This window comes from Cellulomonas sp. NPDC055163, from assembly GCF_053607065.1.
Genome location: NZ_JBSGSU010000003.1, coordinates 277927 through 296093 on the forward strand (window position 1 = coordinate 277927; position 18167 = coordinate 296093).

The following is an 18167-nucleotide window of genomic DNA, read 5'->3' on the forward strand; positions in this document are numbered from 1 at the left end:
CGCGATGACGAACCGGCCGCGCAAGCAGATCCACCTCGGCGTCCACTTCCCGGGCGTCAACAGCACGACCGTCTGGACCGACCCGCGCTCGGGCAGCCAGATCGACTTCGCGTCGTTCGAGCACCTCGCGCGCCGCGCCGAGGCGGCGAAGCTCGACTTCTTCTTCCTCGCCGAGGGCCTGCGCCTGCGCGAGCACAAGGGGCTGATCCACGACCTCGACGTCGTCGGGCGGCCCGACACGCTGCCGGTCCTCGCGGCGCTCGCGGCGGTCACGGAGCGGCTCGGGCTCGCCGGGACGATCAGCACGACGTTCAACGAGCCCTGGGAGATCGCGCGGCAGTTCGCGACGCTCGACGTCCTCTCGGGCGGGCGTGCGGCGTGGAACCTCGTGACCTCTCCGGACGCGTTCACGGGCGCGAACTTCCGGCGCGGGGGCTTCCTCCCGTACGCCGAGCGCTACGAGCGCGCGGCGGAGCTCGTCGAGGTCGCGCGCGCCCTGTGGGACTCGTGGGACGACGACGCCGTGGTCGCGGACGCCGAGGCGGGGGTGTTCCTGCGGCCCGGCGCTGTGCGGCCCGTCGAGCACCACGGCCGGCACTTCGACGTGCGCGGGGAGTTCACGACGCCGCGCGGCCCGCAGGGCCACCCGGTGCTGTTCCAGGCGGGCGACTCCGCGGAGGGCCGGGACTTCGCGGCCCGTACGGCGGACGTCATCTTCTCGATGCACTCGACGTTCGACGCCGGTCAGGCGTTCTACCGCGACGTCGCCGCACGGCTCGCGGACGCCGGACGGCCCGCGGGCTCGCTCAAGATCCTGCCCGCGACGACGGTCGTGCTCGGCGGCACCGACGCCGAGGCGCAGGAGCGGGCGCGCGAGATCCGGCTGCAGCAGGTCCCGGGCCCGACGGCGATCGCCTTCCTCGAGCAGGTGTGGGGCACCGACCTCACCGCGTACGACCCGGAGGGCCCGCTCCCGGACGTCGAGCCGGACGTGCAGGCCGACGGCGTCACCCGGGGACGGGTGCGGCACGTCAAGGACCCGCGTCCCGTCGTGGCCGAGTGGCGCGCCCGTGCCGCGGCGCACGGCTGGTCGATCCGCGAGCTCGTCATCGAGGTCACCTCGCGCGGGTCGTTCGTCGGGACCGCGCAGCACGTGGCCGACGAGATCGACCGCTACGTGCAGGCCGACGCGAGCGACGGCTTCATCCTCGTGCCGCACCTGACCCCCGGCGGCCTCGACGACGTCCTCGACGAGGTCGTGCCGCTGCTGCAGGAGCGCGGCTCGTTCCGCACCGAGTACGGCGGCCCGACGCTGCGCGACCACCTCGGCCTCGCCCGTCCCGCCGTGACCGACGGGGACCGCGCCGCTGCGGCGCTCGTCGGCTGACCACCACCGCACCCCGAGAGGACCACTCATGACGAGCACCACGACCCGACCCGGCACCTCGGCCAGCACAGCGCCCGCTGCGCACGACCCGTCGGCCGCAGCCCCGCTCGCGTGGACGCGCTGGCGCGCCGAGCGCGAGCGTGCCCTGACGGAGCCGCACGGCTGGCTCACCCCGGTCGCCCTGCGCTGGCTCGCCTCGCGGCCCTCGCCCGTCGAGGGCGTCCCCGGCACGTGGTGGACGGACCCGGCCGGCCACGTGCACCTCGTCGCCGAGCGCGCGGACGGGCTCGTGCTCACCGGCGCGGACGAGCCCCTCGACGGCACTGCCGACTTCGCGGTCCCCGAGGGCGGGTCGCAGGTCGTGGCCCGCTTCCGGCCGGCCGGGCGTCCGGCGGACGACCCGCGTGGCGAGCCCGCCGACGTGGCGGTCGAGCTCGTGCGCCGGACGGGCCGGGACGCGCTGCGGCTCCGGGACGCCTGGGCGCCCGAGCGGCTCGGCTTCGACGGCGTCGCGACGTTCGCCTACGACCCCTCCTGGGTCCTCGACGCCCCGGTCCGCTGGTACGACGAGCCGCAGCCCGTGACCGTCGGCGCCGCCCAGCCGCGGCTCGTCCACCACGTGACCCTCGTCGGCGAGGTCGACCTCGTGCACGGCGGCACCGTGACGACGCTGCGCCTCACGGGCGCGCCCGGCGGCACGGACGCGACGCTGCTGCTCACCGACGAGGCTCCCGGCACGGCACCGTGGCGCGTGCTGCACGTCGAGCGCCCGGCCGGTGCCGCGGCGACCGTGCGCCTCGACCTGAACCGCCTGCTCAACCTCCCGTTCGCGTTCAGCGACCACGGCACCTGCCCGGCGCCCGTCGCCGGCAACCACGTGCCGTTCGCGGTCGAGGCGGGCGAGCGCGCGCCGCACAGCGCCGGCGCGGCGACGGCGTTCGCGGGCACCGGGGCCGGGCGATGACGACGACCACGGCCCGACCGGCCGACGTCGGGGCCGGGCCCGTGGACGAGCGGACGCCGATCGCCGAGCGGACGCCGACCGCCGGCACGGGCGCGGTGCGCGAGGTGCGGTCCGTGCACCTCGACGACCCGCTGGTTCGCCCGCTGCTCGACGAGCTCGCGCACGAGTACGCGACGCGGTACGCCGAGCACTTCGGCGTCGACGCGCTGCGCGCCGAGATGGCCCGCTACCCCGCGCACGAGTTCGCGGCACCCGACGGCGACCTCGTGCTGCTGCTCGAGGACGGGGCCCCGGTCGCCGGCGGAGCGTTCCGCCGGCGCCTCGAGCCCGAGCTCGGGCACGCCGGGCTGCTCGCGCGGAGCGACGCGCGCGCCGCGGACGGCACGCCCGCCGTCGCGACCGCCGAGCTCAAGCGCATCTGGACCGCGAGCACGCACCGCCGCCGGGGCCTCGCCCGCGTCGTCCTCGCTGAGCTCGAGGAGCGTGCCGCGCGCGCCGGGTACGTGCGGGTCTACCTCACGACCGGTCCGCGGCAGCCCGAGGCCGCCGCCCTGTACCTGCGCACGGGCTACACGCCGCTGTTCGACCCGGCGGTGCAGCCGTCGGGGCCGCTGCCCTTCGAGAAGTGGCTGGGAGAGACCTCATGAGCACCGTGTCGCTGCCCCAGGACGAGTCGCGCCAGCTCGTCGCGCCGCCGCCGCTGCGCCCGGACGGGCCGCCGCAGGACGGGGACGGGGACCCGGGGGGCGGCGGGCTGCCCGGCGCGCCGGGCGCGGGGTCCTCGCCCGGGGCGACGTCGTTCGCGGGCCTGCGCGTGGTGCCCGCCCGGCACCCGGCCCGGTGGGTCGCGACCGCCGGCGTCGCCGTCCTGCTCGCGATGGTCGTGAGCTCGCTCGTGACGAACGAGCACTGGGAGTGGGACGTCGTCGCGCAGTACCTCACGTGGCCGTCCGTGCTCGGCGGGCTGTGGGGGACCGTGCGCCTGACCGCCGCCGCGGCGGTCGTCGGGTTCGGCCTGGGCACGGTGCTCGCCCTCATGCGGCTCTCGAGGTCGCCGCTGCTGCAGTCGGTCGCGTGGGCGTACATCTGGGTGTTCCGCTCCGTGCCGCTGATCCTGCAGCTCCTGCTCTGGTACAACCTCGCCTACCTGTACCCGACGCTGTCCTTCGGCATCCCCTTCGGGCCGGCGTTCGCCGAGGTCGGCACGCTCGACGTCGTCGACAAGTTCGGTGCGGCGGTGCTCGGCCTCGGGCTCTCGCAGGCCGCGTACTCGGCCGAGATCGTCCGCGCCGGCATCCTCGGCGTCGACCAGGGCCAGCACGAAGCAGCCGCGTCGCTCGGCATCCCGCGCGCCCGCCAGCAGTGGCGCATCGTGCTGCCGCAGGCCATGCGGACCGTCGTGCCGACGTCGATCAACGAGATCATCGGCCTGGTCAAGGGCACCTCGGTGGTCTACGTGCTCGCGTACGGCGAGCTCTTCTACACGGTCGGGGTCATCTACGGCCGCAACCAGCGCGTCGTCCCGCTGCTGCTCGTCGCGGCCATCTGGTACCTCGTGCTCACGACCGTGCTGACCGTCGCGCAGTTCTACCTCGAGCGGTACTACGCACGGGGCGCGCTGCGGACCCTGCCCCCGACCCCCCTGCAGCGCGTGCGCTGGACGGTCGCGGTGCTCGCGGCCCGTGCGACCGGGCGCCCGGTGCCGGCGGACGTCCCGCCCGGGTTCGCCCGCGGGGCCGCCCCGCGCGGCCACCTCACCCGCACCGCCCCGACCTCGACGACCCCGGGAGACCGCTCGTGACCACGACCCTCGCGCCGACCACCACCCGCACACCGGCGACCGCTCCGGCGCCTGACGCCCCCGCCGTGCGCACCGGAGTCGGGCGCATCGAGGTCCACGACGTGCACAAGAGCTACGGGACGCTCGAGGTGCTCGCGGGCATCGACCTCGACCTGGCCCCGGGCACCGTGACCGTGGTGCTCGGCCCGTCGGGCTCGGGCAAGTCGACGCTCCTGCGCGTCCTCAACCACCTCGAGCGCGTCGACCGCGGCTTCGTGGCGATCGACGGCGACATCATCGGCTACCGGCGTCGCGGCGACGCGCTGCGCGAGCTGAAGGAGAAGGACGTCCTGCGTCAGCGCACGGGCATCGGCTTCGTGTTCCAGTCGTTCAACCTCTTCCCGCACCTCACGGTGCTCGAGAACCTCGTCGAGGCACCGGTGTCCGCGCAGGGCCGCCCGCGCGCCGAGGTCGAGGTCGAGGCCCGTGCGCTGCTCGCCCGCGTCGGCCTGGCCGACAAGGCGGACGCGCGCCCGCGGCAGCTCTCGGGCGGCCAGCAGCAGCGCGTGGCGATCGCCCGGGCGCTCGCGACCCGGCCCCGCGTGCTGCTGTTCGACGAGCCGACCTCCGCGCTGGACCCCGAGCTCGTCGGCGAGGTCCTCGACGTCATCGCGGACCTCGCCCGCACCGGCACGACGATGCTCGTCGTCACGCACGAGATCGGCTTCGCGCGCGGGATCGCCGACCACGTCGTGTTCATGGACGCCGGCCGCGTCGTCGAGCAGGGCCCGCCCGCGCAGGTCCTCGACGCCCCGGTGCACCCGCGCACGCGCGCGTTCCTCGACAAGGTCCTCTGACCGCGCGGACCGCTCCGCACCGCTCCGCTCCGCTCCACCGACGCACCCCCTGCGTCACCCCACCCCCACGGAAGGCACCGCCATGACCCGCACCACCCCGGCCCGCCGCACCCGGCTCGCCGCCGCCGCGCTCACGCTCCCGCTCGTCGCCCTGCTCGCGGCGTGCGCGTCGGGCGCCGAGGCCGACGCGGAGGCGGGCAGCGACCTCGAGGCCGCGGCGGAGGCGGCGGGCCTCGAGGTCGACACGAGCCCCGAGCAGGACCGCATCCACACGACCGAGTCCGCCGAGGCGGTCGCGCTGCTGCCCGAGGCGTACCGCGACACCGACACGCTCACGGTCGCGGTGAGCGCGTACGTCGCGCCGCTGGCGTTCCTCGCCGACGACGAGAAGACGCCGATCGGCAACGAGACCGACATCGCCCAGCTCATCGCCGACGCGCTCGGCAAGGACCTCGAGCTCGAGGTCAAGGCGTGGGCCGACTGGCCGCTCGCGCTCCAGTCGGGCGACGTCGACGCGGTGATCTCCAACGTGACGGTGACCGAGGAGCGCAAGGAGCTGTACGACTTCTCGTCCTACCGCACCGACGAGCTCGGCTGGCTCGTCAAGGCGGGCAACGAGGACATCACCGAGATCGACGAGCCGGCGGACGTCGCCGGTCTCACGGTCGCCGTCGGCTCGGGCACGAACCAGGAGAAGATCCTGCTCGCGTGGGACGAGGAGAACCAGGCGGCGGGCCTCGACCCGGCGACGATCGAGTACTTCGAGAACGACGGCGACACGATCCTGGCGCTGCAGAGCGGCCGGATCGACGTGTCGTTCGGCCCGAACGCGACCGCGGCGTACAAGGCGAAGGTCTCGCCGCAGGACTTCACCGTGGTCGGCACGCTCAACGGCGGCTGGCCCGCGACCGCGCAGATCGCCGCCGCGACGCTCAAGGGCAACGACCTGGCGCCCGCGTTCACGGCGGCGCTCAACCACGCGATCGAGGACGGCACCTACACCGAGGTCCTCGAGCGCTGGGGTCTCGAGGGCGAGGCGATCTCGACCTCGGAGACCAACCCGGCCGGCCTGCCGAAGACGTCATGACGAGGGCGGGCACGACCTCGCGGCGCAGCGCGGCGGCTCCTGCCGTGGTCGCCGGCACCGGCGCCCGCGTCGACCGGCGGGTGGCGCGGTGACGCGCGTCGACCACGTGGTCGTCGGCGGGGGAGTGATGGGCGCCGCAGCCGCGTGGCAGCTCGCGCGGCGCGGTCGCGAGGTCGTGCTCGTCGAACGCTTCGAGCCGGGGCACGCGCGCGGTGCCTCGCACGGCACGTCGAGGATCTACCGCACGACGTACGCCGCGCCCGAGTACCTCGACCTCGCGCGTGAGGCGTTCGGCCTCTGGCGCGAGCTCGAGGACGAGGCGGGCGTGCCCGGCGAGGTGCTGGCGCTCACGGGCGGCGTGAGCCAGGGCGGGCCGGAGCTGCGGGCAGTGGCCGACGCGTTCGCCGCCCGGGGCGTGCCGCACGCGTGGGTCGCCGCGTCCGAGGCGGCCGAGCGCTGGCCGGGCCTGGCGTTCGAGGGCGACGTGCTGCACGAGCCCGCGACCGCCGGGCGGCTGCACGCCGACCGGGCCGTCGCCTCGTTCCTCGGTGCGGCGACGGCCCGGGGTGCGGTGGTCCGCCACCGCACCCCGGTGCACCGTGTCGAGGAACGGCCGGACGGCGTCGACGTGCACACGGCCGACGGGGTGCTGCGGGCGCGGTCCGTGGTCCTCGCGGCGGGCGCGTGGACGTCCGCGCTCGCGCCCGGGGTGGTGGCGGGCGGGCTGCCGCCGCTCGTCGTCACGCAGGAGCAGCCCGCGCACTTCGCCCTCCGCCCCGACGCGCCCGACGCCGCCACGTGGCCGGTGTTCACACACCAGCCCGCCCTCCCGCACGCGTGGCCGAGCGGCACGTACGGGCTGGTGAGCCCGGAGGACGGGGTCAAGGTCGGCTTCCACGGCGTCGGCCCGGTGACCGACCCCGACCGCCGGACGTTCGCCCCCGAACCGCAGCAGCTCGCGCAGCTGCAGGAGTACGTGCGGCGCTGGGTGCCCGGCGCCGACGCCGACCGGCTCGACCCGATCTCCTGCACGTACACCACGACCCCCGACCACGACTTCGTGCTCGACCGCCGCGGGCGCGTCGTGGTCGCGGCGGGGTTCTCGGGGCACGGGTTCAAGTTCGCGCCCGCGATCGGCCGCGTGCTCGCCGACCTCGCGGACCCCGGCTCGGCGGCGGGCGCTGCGCCGGCACGCTTCGCCCTCGGGCGGCTCGCCGCGGCGCCTGCTCCGACCGCCCGCGACTCGGCCGCGCGGCCTCCGGCCGCGGTGCGCACGTGACCCGCCGGCCGGGCACCCGCGACGCACCCCGGGACGCGCCCCGCGGCGTCCGGCGCCGGCGGCCGACCGCGTCCGCACCCCTGCACCAGCGACGACAGGATCACCCATGACCAGCACGACCGCCACCCCCACGGCTCACCTCGACGCGCCCGCCCCCGACGCGACAGGCCGCGCCACGACCTCCGGCGCCCGCCGGGTCCCGCTGTCCGTGCTCGACCTCGCGACCGTCAGCGAGGGGTCGACCGGCCAGCACGCGATCCGCGCGAGCATCGACCTCGCCGTCGCCGCGGACGCGCTCGGCTACCACCGGCTGTGGTTCGCCGAGCACCACCTCGCGCCGGGCGTCGCGTCCGCCGCACCCGCGGTCCTCGCCGCACTGGCCGCGGACCGCACGTCGCGGCTGCGCGTCGGCTCCGGGGCGGTCCTGCTCAGCACGACGAGCCCGCTCGTCGCGGCCGAGCAGTTCGGCTCGGTCGCCGCGCTGCACCCCGGCCGCGTCGACCTCGGCGTCGGCCGCGCGTTCAGCCCGCCGCCCACGGACGGCGGCGCACCGCCCCCGCCGCCGCGTCCCCGGGCCGAGCCGCGGGTCGTCGACGGCCTGCCCGTCCCCGCACCGCCGCCGATCGACCTGAACGACTCGGCGTTCCGCGAGCGGCTCCTCGCGCAGAAGCGCGTGATCGGCGCGAGCCGGACCCCGGCGTCGCTGCGCGACGAGCTCGAGCTCGTCCTGGGGCTGCGTGCGGGCACGTACCGCGACGCGGACGGTGCGGCGTACGTGAGCCCACCCGCCGAGGGCGCCGCGTTCGACCTGTGGGTGCTCGCGTCGAGCCCCGGCGAGAGCGCACGCGTCGCCGGCGAGCTGGGGCTGCCGCTCGCCGCGAACTACCACGTGAGCCCGTCGGCGACGCTCGAGACGGTCGCTGCGTACCGCGCCGCGTTCCGGCCCGGCGTGCTCGCCGCGCCGTACGTCCTGGTCTCGGCGGACGTGCTCGTCGCGGCCGACGACGCGCACGCGCAGCGCCTTGCCGCGCCGTTCCCCGCGTGGGTGCGCTCGATCCGGACGAGCGGCTCCGGTGCGGTCGCCTACCCGCGACCGGGTTCGACGACGCCGTGGCACGAGCTCGACGACGCGACGCGCGAGCTCGTGCGGGACCGGGTCGAGACGCGCGTCGTCGGCGACCCCGACACCGTCGTCGAGCGCCTCGAGACGCTCCAGCGGGTCACGGGCGCCGACGAGCTGCTCGTCACGACGGTCACGCACGACAAGCGCGACACCGTGCGCTCGTTCGAGCTACTGGCCGGCGCGTGGGGCCTCTCGGCCGGCGCGCCCGCGGTCGCGGACGCGCTCGCGCGCTGACCCCGGACCACGTCGCACACCCGTTCACCCCGACCCGTCCCGACCCCTCAGGAGACCCCCATGCCCGTCGAGTTCCTCGGCATCGCCACGACCAGCGACGCCTCCGAGGCCGCCGCGCGCACGACCGCACCGTTCGACACCGGCTACCTCGAGCGCCTCGTGCGCGCGCACGAGGACAACGGCTGGACCCGGGTGCTGTTCGCCTACGGGTCGAGCGGTCCGGAGCCTGCCGCGCTCGCCGCGTACGTCGCGGCGCGCACCGAGTCGATCGAGCTGCTGCTCGCGCACCGCCCGAACGTCTCCTACCCGACGTACGCCGCCAAGTCCTTCGCGACGCTCGACCAGCTCTCGCGCGGCCGGTTCTCGGTGCACTTCATCACCGGCGGCTCGGACCACGAGCAGCAGCGCGAGGGCGACACGCTCACGAAGGACGAGCGGTACGCCCGCACCCGCGAGTACATCCAGGTCGTGAAGCGGGCGTGGGCGAGCCGCGAGCCGTTCGACCACGACGGCGAGTTCTACGCGTTCCGCGACTTCACGCTCGACGTCACCCCGTTCGAGGGCCGCACGCCCACGGTCTCGTTCGGCGGCTCGTCCGACGCGGCCTACCGGGTCGGTGCCGCGGAGGCGGACATCTTCGCGGTCTGGGGCGAGCCGCTCGACCGCACCGCCGAGCAGATCGAGCGCATCCACCGCGAGGCCGCCGCCGCGGGCCGCGCGACGCCGCCGCGCATCCACGCGGCCTTCCGGCCGATCATCGCACCGACCGAGGAGCGGGCGTGGGAGAAGGCCGAGCAGATCCTCGGCCGCATCGAGGCGCGCCTCGGCAGCGGCGGTCTGCCCGGCCGGCGGACCCCCGGCGCCGCGCCCGAGAACGCCGGGTCGCAGCGGCTCCTCGAGATCGCCGCGCAGGGCGACCGGTTCGACACCGCCCTGTGGACGGCGACCGCGCGGGTCACCGGGGGTGCGGGCAACTCCAACGCTCTCGTCGGGACACCCGAGACGGTCGCGCAGGCGCTGCTCGCCTACTACGACCTGGGCGTGCGCGTGATCTCGGCCCGCGGCTACGACCTGCTGGACGACGCCGCCGACTTCGGCAGGCACGTCATCCCGCTCGTGCGGGAGGGGGTCGCCGCCCGGGACGCCGCCGCCGCGACCTCCCCGGACGCGCGGGCGCCCGAGGACGGCGACCCCGCCGGCCGCACCGACGCGTCCGACGACGGCGTGCTCGCGTCGGCGACCCGCTGACCCGGCCACCGCGAAGGAACCCCCGTGCGCTTCCAGCTGCTCGACATCGTCTTCAACCCTCCGCACCCCGTGACCGGCGAGGCGGTGCCGCCCGCGGACCGCCTGGCGCGCGTCGTCGAGACCGCGGTGCTCGCCGAGGAGGTCGGGCTCGACTCGTTCGCCGTGGGCGAACGGCACGCCGGCGACGTGCTCTCCTCGGCGCCGACCGTGATCCTCGGCGCGATCGCCGCCCGGACGTCGCGGATCCTGCTGAGCACCGGCGTCACCGTGCTCTCGCTCCTCGACCCCGTTCGCGTCGCGGAAGATCTCGCGACGGTCGACCAGCTGAGCCGGGGGCGGCTCGAGATCGTCATCGGCAAGGGCAACGAGACGCTCCAGTACCCGCTGCTCGGCCTCGACATCACGAAGCAGTACGAGTACCTCGAGGAGAACTACGAGCTCCTGCGCCTGCTGCTGAGCCAGGAGGAGGTCAGCTGGTCGGGGCGCCACCGGCCTGACCTCGAGCGCGCCACGACGCTGCCCCGGCCGTTCGCGGGGCCGTTCCGGATCTGGCACGGCTCGGCGACGTCGCAGTTCGCGGTCGACCTCGCGGCACGGTGGGGCGACCCGGTCGTGAGCGCGAACGCCCTCCAGCCACGCGAGAACTACGGCGTGCTCATCGACCGGTACCGCGCGCAGTACGAGGCGCACGGGCACGACCCGGCCCACGCGTACGTCGGGTCGGGCTCGGGCGGGCTGTTCCTCGCGGACACGACCGAGCAGGCGATCGAGCAGTTCCGCCCGATCTACGAGGGCATGGTCGCGCGCGCCGACCTGCGCCGGCACGAGCCGGGGGCCGTCGGGAAGGTCACGAGCTTCCGCACGATCGAGGAGGCCGTCGAGCGGGGACCGGCCCTCGTCGGGTCCCCCGAGCGCGTCGTCGAGAAGATCCTCGACTACCACGCGAGCTTCCGGCACGACCTGCAGTCGGTGTCGATCAACCACCTCCTGGAGCCGCACCACCAGGAGGACGTGCTGCGGCGGTTCGCCGAGGAGGTGGTCCCGGTCGTGCAGGCCGAGGTGTCGAGCGACCTGTGGACCGAGCGCGACGACCGGCGCGCGGCGGGGTTCACCGCCGTGACCCGCACGCCTGTCGGGGCCGCCTGAGCCGGCGACCGGCACGTCGACGACGCCGGGTGCCGTGCGCAGGCCGCACCCGGCGTCGCCATGACCTCTGCGCGAGGGCCGGTTCGTCCCGCGCGGCCGCGCATCGGCCCCACCACGGTCCCGGACCGGGACGGTGGCGGGGCGGTGCGCGGGTCAGATGGCGGTGTGGTCCCCGAGCCGGTGGTAGGCGCGGTCGTGGTAGACGAGCGCCGACGCGCCGGCGTCCGTCCCGTGCTCGAGCGCCCGCAGCGCGACGAGGTAGCTGTCGCCGACCGGGGTGCGCTGGAGCACACGGCCGCGGACCCAGGAGACCGCACCGTCGATCACCGGCTCGCCGGTCGCGAGCGCACGCCAGCCGTCGCCGGCGAACCGGTCGACGCCGCTCGTCGCGAACCGCGCGGACACGTGGTCCTGCGCGTCCGAGAGGAAGCTCACGGCGACGGTCGTCGCGTCGCGCAGGGCGGGCCACGACGACGACGTCGACGCGAGGGAGAACGCGAGCAGGGGCGGTGCCGCGGACACCGAGATCACCGACGTGGCAGTGAAGCCCACGGGGCCGGCGGGGCCCTGGAAGGCGATGACCGCGACGCCGGCGGGGTGCCGGCGGAACACGGCCTTGTACTGCTCGGGCGAGAGCTGCGGCTCGTCCTGCTGCACGAGCAGGCGCTCGAGCTGGTCGAGCGACCGCGCGGTCACGGGGCGACCGCCACGTGTGCGCGGTCGGCCGGTGGGGTCGGGGAAGTCGGGCACATCGGGAGCTCCTCGGTCGGTGGATCACGCTTGCTCTCCTCCCGCGGGGGAGAGCCAGGTCTGTCCCGGGGCACCCCGCCGTGACTGGGGGTTGCCGACCAGCGAGCCGGGCCTGCGTGCTGGTGCTCGTGACCTCGGCGGAGGTATAGCAACCCGTGCTGCGAAGGCCAGCGCATCGTGCCGAACTTCTCACTTCGTGAGACGAGCCGGACGGCGCGCCGACGCAACGCGCGATCCGGTCCGTCACTCATCTCACAGTGCGAGAAGATCCCGTCGAAGTGGTGGCCTGAGGCGCACGGCCTGGTACTCCTCTCCCCGGTCATGAGATCCGGTTCACGAGCCCTGGCTTGCCGGACAGCAACCCTCCGTGCGGCGGGGTGCTCCAGGTGACGACCCGGCGCCGGTCCCTCCGGCGCAAGCACGGTCCTCGGCCTCGGCCGGGCACGAGCGGGAGGCGTGGCATGCAGGTGCTGCACGACGCGACGCGTCGCCCCGCCGTCCGCCCTACCGCCTGTTGTCGCTGACGTCCTGACGTCGGCGCGCGACCCGCGCGCCCCGCGCAGCCCGTGCGCACCCCGGCCCGGCCGTCCCCTCCTGCACCCCCAGGGAGCTCCCCATGTCCTCGCGTCCTGCCCACCCGCGCCCCGCCTCGGGTGCCCGCGCACCCGGCGTCACACGGTGACGCGGTACCTCGCCGCGCGCGTCGCGCAGGCGCTGGGCGTGCTCTGGGCCGCCTACACCGTGTCGTTCCTCGTGCTCTTCGCGCTGCCGGGCGACCCCGTCTCGGCACTCGTCGGCGGCGACAGCTCCGACGTCACGCCCGAGCAGCTCGACGCGGTGCGCGCCGAGTACGGGTTCGACCGCCCGCTGCCCGCGCAGTACGTGCAGCGTCTCGGTCAGGTGCTGACCGGCGACCTCGGGCGCTCGGTCGCGACCGGCCGCCCCGTCACCGAGCTGCTCGGCGAGGCCGTCGGGCCGACCGTCCAGATCGCCGCCGCGGGGCTCCTCGTCGCCCTCGTCCTGGGCGGCGGGCTGGCGCTCGCCGCGCACGCGACCCGCCACCGCGCGCTCTCCGGCCTGCTGCTCTCGCTCCCGCCGCTCGGCGTCGCGGTGCCGTCGTTCTGGTTCGGGCTCGCGCTCGTCCAGGTCTTCTCGTTCACGTTCCCGCTCTTCCCGGCCGTGGGGCAGAAGGGCCCCGCCTCGCTCGTGCTGCCGGCACTGACGCTCGCGCTCCCGACCGGCGCCGTCGTCGCGCAGGTCCTGTCCGCGAGCCTGCGGCGGACGCTGCGCGAGCCGTTCGTCGACACCGCGTGGGCCAAGGGCGCCGGACCGGCGCGCGTGCACCTCGGCCACGTGCTGCGCAACGCCGCGCTGCCGGCGCTCACCATGACCGGTCTCGTCGTCGGCGGGCTGCTCTCGGGCGCCGTGGTGACCGAGACCGTGTTCTCCCGCGCCGGGCTCGGCAGGCTCACCGCGACGTCCGTCGGTGCGCAGGACCTGCCCGTCGTGCAGGGTGTCGTGCTGCTCGCCGCGGTGGTGTTCGTCGCCGTCAACCTCGCCGTCGACCTCGTGCACCCCGTCCTCGACCCCCGGCTGCGCACGACCGCCCGCCGCGGGGCCCGGGTGCCGGCCCCCGACCGACCGGCCGAGCTCCTCTCCGCCGCACCCGCAGGAGCGTGACCGACATGACCTGGACCGAGACTCGACCGGCGGGGGCGACCGCCGCCGTGGACCCGACGGCCGCCGCGCGCGCGGCGGACCCGGACCCGCGCGACTCGACGGCGCAGGGCCCGACGGCGCCCGACCCGGCGGCGCCCGGCCCGACGGCGCCCGGCCCGGCGGCGCCCGCGACCACCGGGGCCGACGGCGTCGAGGCCACGCCGGCCCGCCGACCATCGCGCACCCTCGTCGCGTCCGTCCGCGCCGCCGCGCTCGCACCCGTGCGCCGTCCGGGCCTCGCGCTCGCGGTGCTCTGGCTCGTCGTCCTCGTGGTCGCCGCGTTCGCCCCCGCGGTGCTCGCACCCGGGGACCCGCTCGACGGCGTCCCGGCCGAGAAGCTCACCGGACCGTCCGCGGCGCACTGGTTCGGCACCGACCAGGTCGGCCGCGACCTGCTCACGCGCGTCGTGCACGGTACCGGGCTGACGCTGCGCGGGGCGGTCGTCGCCGTGGCGCTCGCGCTCGTGCTGGGCTCGGTGCTCGGGCTCGTCGCGGGGACCGCCGGGCGCGTCGTCGACGACCTGCTCATGCGCGGCGTCGACGTCCTGCTCGCGATCCCGAGCCTGCTGCTGTCGCTCTCGGTGGTCGCGGCGCTCGGGTTCGGGACGGTCAACGTCGCGGTCGCCGTCGGGCTCGCGAGCGTCGCGTCGATCGCCCGGGTCATGCGCTCCGAGGTGCTGCGGGTGCGCGGCTCGGCGTACGTCGAGGCGGCGTACTCCTACGGCGCCCGCCCCGCCGGGGTGCTGCTGCGGCACGTGCTGCCGAACGCGTCGGGGCCGGTGGCGGCGCTCGCGGCGCTCGAGCTCGGGGGAGCGGTGCTCGCGATCTCCGCGCTGAGCTTCCTCGGCTTCGGCGAGCCGCCGCCCGCGCCGGAGTGGGGTGCGCTCGTCGCCGGCGGGCGCGACTACCTGCGGACCGCGTGGTGGCTCACGACCCTGCCCGGGCTGACGATCGCGTGCACCGTCCTGTCCGCGAACACGCTCTCGCGCGCGCTCGACGCCCGGTTCGGGGCGCACCGGTGAGCGCGCAGGCGAGCGCACGCCCGGGCCCGCCCGCCGGCGGCGCACCGGGCGCCCCGGAGAGCGCGCCGCTGCTGCGGGTCGTCGACCTCGCGGTCGAGTACCGGACACGCCGCGGGCCCGTGCACGCCGTGCGCGGCGTCTCGCTCACGGTGCAGGCGGGCCAGACAGTCGCGCTCGTCGGGGAGTCCGGTTCGGGGAAGTCGACGACCGCGCACGCGGTCGTCGGGCTGCTCGCGCCCGCCGCGCACGTCACCGCGGGCCGCGTCGAGCTCGACGGCCGGGACCTGCTCGCGGCCCCGCGCCGTGAGCTGCGCGCGCTGCGAGGGCTGCGGGTCGGCTTCGTCCCGCAGGACCCGACCGTCTCGCTCAACCCCGTGGTGCGCGTCGGCGAGCAGGTCGCCGAGGTGCTGCGCGTGCACGGGCTCGCGGACCGCCGCACCGCGCGCGTCGAGGCCGTCGAGGCACTGCGCCGGGCGGGCCTGCCCGACCCCGAGGTGCGCGCGCAGCAGTACCCGCACGAGCTCTCGGGCGGGATGCGGCAGCGCGTGCTCATCGCGGTCGCCATGGTCGCGGGGCCGGGTCTGCTGGTCGCCGACGAGCCCACGAGCGCGCTCGACGTCACGGTGCAGCGCCAGATCCTCGACCACCTCGAACGGGTCACGACGGGGACCGGGACGGGCGCGCTGCTCGTCACGCACGACCTCGGCGTCGCGGCCGACCGCGCGCAGCAGATCGTCGTGATGTCGCAGGGCGTCGTCGTCGAGGCCGGGACGCCGGACGAGGTGCTGGGCCGGCCACGACACGCGTACACGCAGGCGCTGCTCGCTGCGGCGCCGAGCCTGCGGACGTCACGCGCGCGCACCCTGCCCCGCACCGCAGCGGACGGCGCACCTGCCGAGGCGCTGCCTGCGGACGTGCTGCTGCCGCACACCGCCGCGTCCCCCGCCGTCCCGGTCCTCGAGGTCCGCGACCTCGTCAAGGACTTCGCGCTCTCGCGGGCCGCGGGCGGCGGCACGCTGCGCGCGGTCGACGGCCTGGGTTTCCGGGTGCTCCCGGGCCGGACCGTCGCGCTCGTCGGCGAGTCGGGGTCGGGCAAGTCGACGACCGCGCGCCTCGCGGTCCGGCTCGCGGAGCCGACGTCCGGGCAGGTGCTCGTGGACGGGGTCGACGTGACGCACGCCCGGGGGCGCGCGCTGCGCGAGGCCCGGCGCCGGGTCCAGGTCGTGTACCAGAACCCGTACGCGTCGCTGAACCCGAGCTGGTCGGTCGAGCAGATCGTCGCCGACCCGCTGCGCGTGGCGGCTGTCGGCACACGGCGCACCCGGCGGGAGCGTGCGGCCGAGCTGCTCGACCTCGTCGCGCTGCCGGGGTCGGCCCTCGGGCGCCGTGCCGCCGAGCTTTCGGGCGGGCAGCGCCAGCGCGTCGCGATCGCCCGGGCGCTCGCGCTCGAGCCCGCCGCGGTGGTGCTCGACGAGCCCGTCTCGGCGCTCGACGTCTCGGTGCAGGCGCAGGTGCTCGACCTGCTGGCCGACCTCCAGGCGCGGCTCGGGGTGAGCTACCTGTTCATCTCGCACGATCTCGCGGTGGTGCGGCAGGTCGCCCACGACGTCGTCGTCATGCGCCGCGGGGTCGCCGTCGAGCAGGGGCCGGTCGAGCGGGTCCTGGCCTCGCCCGAGCACCCGTACACCGCCGAGCTGCTCGGCGCGATCCCCGGCCGGCGCGCGCTCGCCGCCTCCGCCGCACGCGGGACCGCCTCGTGACGTGTCCGTGCGGCGCGGCGCCGAGCGCGCCGGGCCGCCGACCCCACCCCCGAACCCCCACCCCTCGCACCGTTGGAGACCCCTGATGCACGCACCGTCCTTCCCCGCCCGCCCCCGGGTGCTCGCCGCCCTGGCCGTCCCGGCGCTCGTCCTCGCGCTCGCGGCGTGCGGCTCGCAGGCCGCCGAGCCGGCGGCGGCCCCGAGCACGTCCGGCGAGCCCGTCGCGGGCGGGTCGCTGACCTTCGCGATCGGCAACGACCCGATTTCGCTCAACCCGTCCGGCACCGGCTCGGGCAACGACACCTGGTACGTCACGCGCCAGCTCGTCGACTCGCTGCTCTGGCAGGACCCGGCGGACGGCACGCTGCGCCCGTGGCTCGCGACGGGGTGGACCGCGAACGCCGACGCGACCTCGTTCACGTTCACGCTGCGCGACGACGTGACGTTCTCCGACGGCACCCCGCTGACCGCGCAGAGCGTCAAGCGCACGTTCGACGACGCGGTCGCCGCCGGGGCGCTGAGCCAGGCCGCTCCGCTGCTCGCCGGCTACGAGGAGTCGGTCGTCGTCGACGAGCACACCGTCGAGGTGAGGTTCAGCCGCCCCAACGCGGCGTTCCCGCAGGCCGCGTCGTCCGTCACGCTCGGCATCCTGGGCGAGTCGACGTTCGCGGTGCCGTTCGCCGACCGCGCGTCGGGCGAGGCGGTCGTCGCGTCGGGGCCGTTCGTGCTCGACCACTACACCAAGGACGTCGAGACCGTGCTGACCGCGCGCGCGGACTACGCGTGGGGTCCGGACGGCCGGGAGAACACGGGGGCGGCGCACCTCGACGGCGTGACGTTCCAGGTCCTGCCCGAGGCCGGCGTCCGCACGGGCAGCCTGACGTCGGAGCAGGTCGACGTCGCGGGCGGCATCGCCCCGTCCGACGTCCCGGGCGTGCGCGACGCCGGGCTCGGGCTCGTGACCCGCGCCAACCCGGGCATCGTCTTCGGCCTGTCGTTCAACGGTGCGAGCGCGCTCGGCGCCGACCCGGCGGTGCGCGAGGCGGTCTCGCTCGCGATCGACCGCGACGTCGTGCGCGACACCGCGCTCACCGAGGACTTCGCCGTCGCGAGCAGCGCGCTCTCGCACACCACGCCCGGTGCGGCGGACCTGAGCGCGGACATCACCACGGACGCGGACGCGGCCGCCGAGGTGCTCGAGGACGCCGGCTGGGTGCGCGAGGGCGACGGGCTGTTCGCCAAGGACGGGGCGCCGCTCGAGCTGGAGGTCGTCTGGATCTCGAACTTCGGGCCCAACCAGACGTCGCTCGAGCTCATCCAGCAGCAGCTCAAGGACGTCGGCATCGGCGTGAACCTGTGGAGCGGGACGGTCCCCGAGTTCACCGAGCGGCTCAAGGCAGGGCAGTTCGACGCCGCCTGGGGCAACCTCAGCCGCGCCGACGGCGACGTCCTGCGCACGCAGTACTCGTCGGCGGCGACGAACTACTACCGCGTCGCGGACCCGGAGCTCGAGGCGCTCCTGCAGGAGCAGCTCACCGTGCCCGACCCCGAGGCCCGCACGGAGGTCGTCCGCGAGGTCCAGGAGCGGCTGCTCGAGACCCGCGCGCAGGTGCCGGTCCACGAGCTCACGACGATCGTCGGGACGCTCACCGACGTGCACGGCGTGGAGCTCGGCGCGGACTCCCGGCTCGACCAGCTCACGTCGGCCTGGCTCGACCGCTGAGGCGACCGGGCCCGGGTGCGCGCACCCGGGGCCGCCCCGGGGACGAACAAACAGGCGCCGGTTCGGTTCCGGGGGTGGGTGCACCTCC

15 protein-coding genes and 2 riboswitches are annotated in these 18167 nt (G+C 76.0%); of the genes, 14 read left to right on the forward strand and 1 reads right to left on the reverse strand.

Annotated features, from left to right (window positions below; genetic code table 11):
• Positions 1 to 4: 4 nt before the first annotated feature.
• The 10 genes from ACWFNE_RS07480 to ACWFNE_RS07525 all read left to right on the forward strand — a co-directional run bounded on the left by ACWFNE_RS07480 (position 5) and on the right by ACWFNE_RS07525 (position 11105).
• Complete coding sequence (locus ACWFNE_RS07480) at positions 5 to 1387, forward strand: NtaA/DmoA family FMN-dependent monooxygenase (protein WP_452121798.1); 1383 nt, start codon at positions 5 to 7, stop codon at positions 1385 to 1387.
• Positions 1388 to 1415: 28 nt separating this feature from the next.
• Positions 1416 to 2351 (forward strand): DUF1684 domain-containing protein, encoded by a 936-nt coding sequence (locus ACWFNE_RS07485; protein WP_452121799.1) that lies wholly within the window; start codon positions 1416 to 1418, stop codon positions 2349 to 2351.
• Positions 2348 to 2998, forward strand: coding sequence for a GNAT family N-acetyltransferase (locus ACWFNE_RS07490; protein ID WP_452121800.1), 651 nt, complete (start codon positions 2348 to 2350; stop codon positions 2996 to 2998). Before ACWFNE_RS07485 ends, ACWFNE_RS07490 begins: the two co-directional genes overlap by 4 nt.
• A complete protein-coding gene (locus ACWFNE_RS07495; RefSeq protein WP_452121801.1) occupies positions 2995 to 4152 on the forward strand; it encodes an amino acid ABC transporter permease in 1158 nt (385 codons plus the stop codon). Before ACWFNE_RS07490 ends, ACWFNE_RS07495 begins: the two co-directional genes overlap by 4 nt.
• Positions 4149 to 4988 (forward strand): amino acid ABC transporter ATP-binding protein, encoded by an 840-nt coding sequence (locus tag ACWFNE_RS07500; RefSeq protein ID WP_452121802.1) that lies wholly within the window; start codon positions 4149 to 4151, stop codon positions 4986 to 4988. The genes ACWFNE_RS07495 and ACWFNE_RS07500 overlap by 4 nt, the downstream gene beginning before the upstream one ends.
• Positions 4989 to 5070: 82 nt before the next feature.
• The gene (locus ACWFNE_RS07505; RefSeq protein ID WP_452121803.1) at positions 5071 to 6075 is read left to right on the forward strand and encodes an ABC transporter substrate-binding protein; all 1005 of its coding nucleotides are present in this window, start codon (positions 5071 to 5073) and stop codon (positions 6073 to 6075) included.
• An 88-nt stretch (positions 6076 to 6163) separates the two neighbouring features.
• Entirely contained in the window at positions 6164 to 7354 is a 1191-nt protein-coding gene (locus tag ACWFNE_RS07510; protein ID WP_452121804.1) for an FAD-dependent oxidoreductase, read from the forward strand.
• Positions 7355 to 7460: 106 nt separating this feature from the next.
• On the forward strand, positions 7461 to 8711 hold the full coding sequence (locus tag ACWFNE_RS07515; protein WP_452121805.1) for an LLM class flavin-dependent oxidoreductase: 1251 nt from the start codon (positions 7461 to 7463) through the stop codon (positions 8709 to 8711).
• Between the two features lie 60 nt (positions 8712 to 8771).
• Complete coding sequence (locus tag ACWFNE_RS07520) at positions 8772 to 9959, forward strand: LLM class flavin-dependent oxidoreductase (protein ID WP_452121806.1); 1188 nt, start codon at positions 8772 to 8774, stop codon at positions 9957 to 9959.
• A 24-nt stretch (positions 9960 to 9983) separates the two neighbouring features.
• Positions 9984 to 11105 (forward strand): LLM class flavin-dependent oxidoreductase, encoded by a 1122-nt coding sequence (locus ACWFNE_RS07525; RefSeq protein ID WP_452121807.1) that lies wholly within the window; start codon positions 9984 to 9986, stop codon positions 11103 to 11105.
• A 153-nt stretch (positions 11106 to 11258) separates the two neighbouring features.
• Here ACWFNE_RS07525 and ACWFNE_RS07530 read toward each other — a convergent pair whose 3' ends face one another.
• A complete protein-coding gene (locus tag ACWFNE_RS07530; protein ID WP_452121808.1) occupies positions 11259 to 11801 on the reverse strand; it encodes a flavin reductase family protein in 543 nt (180 codons plus the stop codon).
• A 75-nt stretch (positions 11802 to 11876) separates the two neighbouring features.
• A riboswitch (SAM riboswitch) is annotated at positions 11877 to 11989 on the reverse strand.
• Positions 11990 to 12172: 183 nt separating this feature from the next.
• Positions 12173 to 12282, forward strand: a riboswitch (SAM riboswitch).
• A 251-nt stretch (positions 12283 to 12533) separates the two neighbouring features.
• Between ACWFNE_RS07530 and ACWFNE_RS07535 the strand changes: the two genes are divergently transcribed.
• The 4 genes from ACWFNE_RS07535 to ACWFNE_RS07550 all read left to right on the forward strand — a co-directional run bounded on the left by ACWFNE_RS07535 (position 12534) and on the right by ACWFNE_RS07550 (position 18079).
• Complete coding sequence (locus tag ACWFNE_RS07535; protein ID WP_452121809.1) at positions 12534 to 13535, forward strand: ABC transporter permease; 1002 nt, start codon at positions 12534 to 12536, stop codon at positions 13533 to 13535.
• A 5-nt stretch (positions 13536 to 13540) separates the two neighbouring features.
• The gene (locus ACWFNE_RS07540) at positions 13541 to 14596 is read left to right on the forward strand and encodes an ABC transporter permease (protein WP_452121810.1); all 1056 of its coding nucleotides are present in this window, start codon (positions 13541 to 13543) and stop codon (positions 14594 to 14596) included.
• Positions 14593 to 16356, forward strand: coding sequence for a dipeptide ABC transporter ATP-binding protein (locus ACWFNE_RS07545; protein ID WP_452121811.1), 1764 nt, complete (start codon positions 14593 to 14595; stop codon positions 16354 to 16356). Before ACWFNE_RS07540 ends, ACWFNE_RS07545 begins: the two co-directional genes overlap by 4 nt.
• Positions 16357 to 16441: 85 nt before the next feature.
• A complete protein-coding gene (locus tag ACWFNE_RS07550) occupies positions 16442 to 18079 on the forward strand; it encodes an ABC transporter substrate-binding protein (RefSeq protein WP_452121812.1) in 1638 nt (545 codons plus the stop codon).
• Positions 18080 to 18167: the final 88 nt, after the last annotated feature.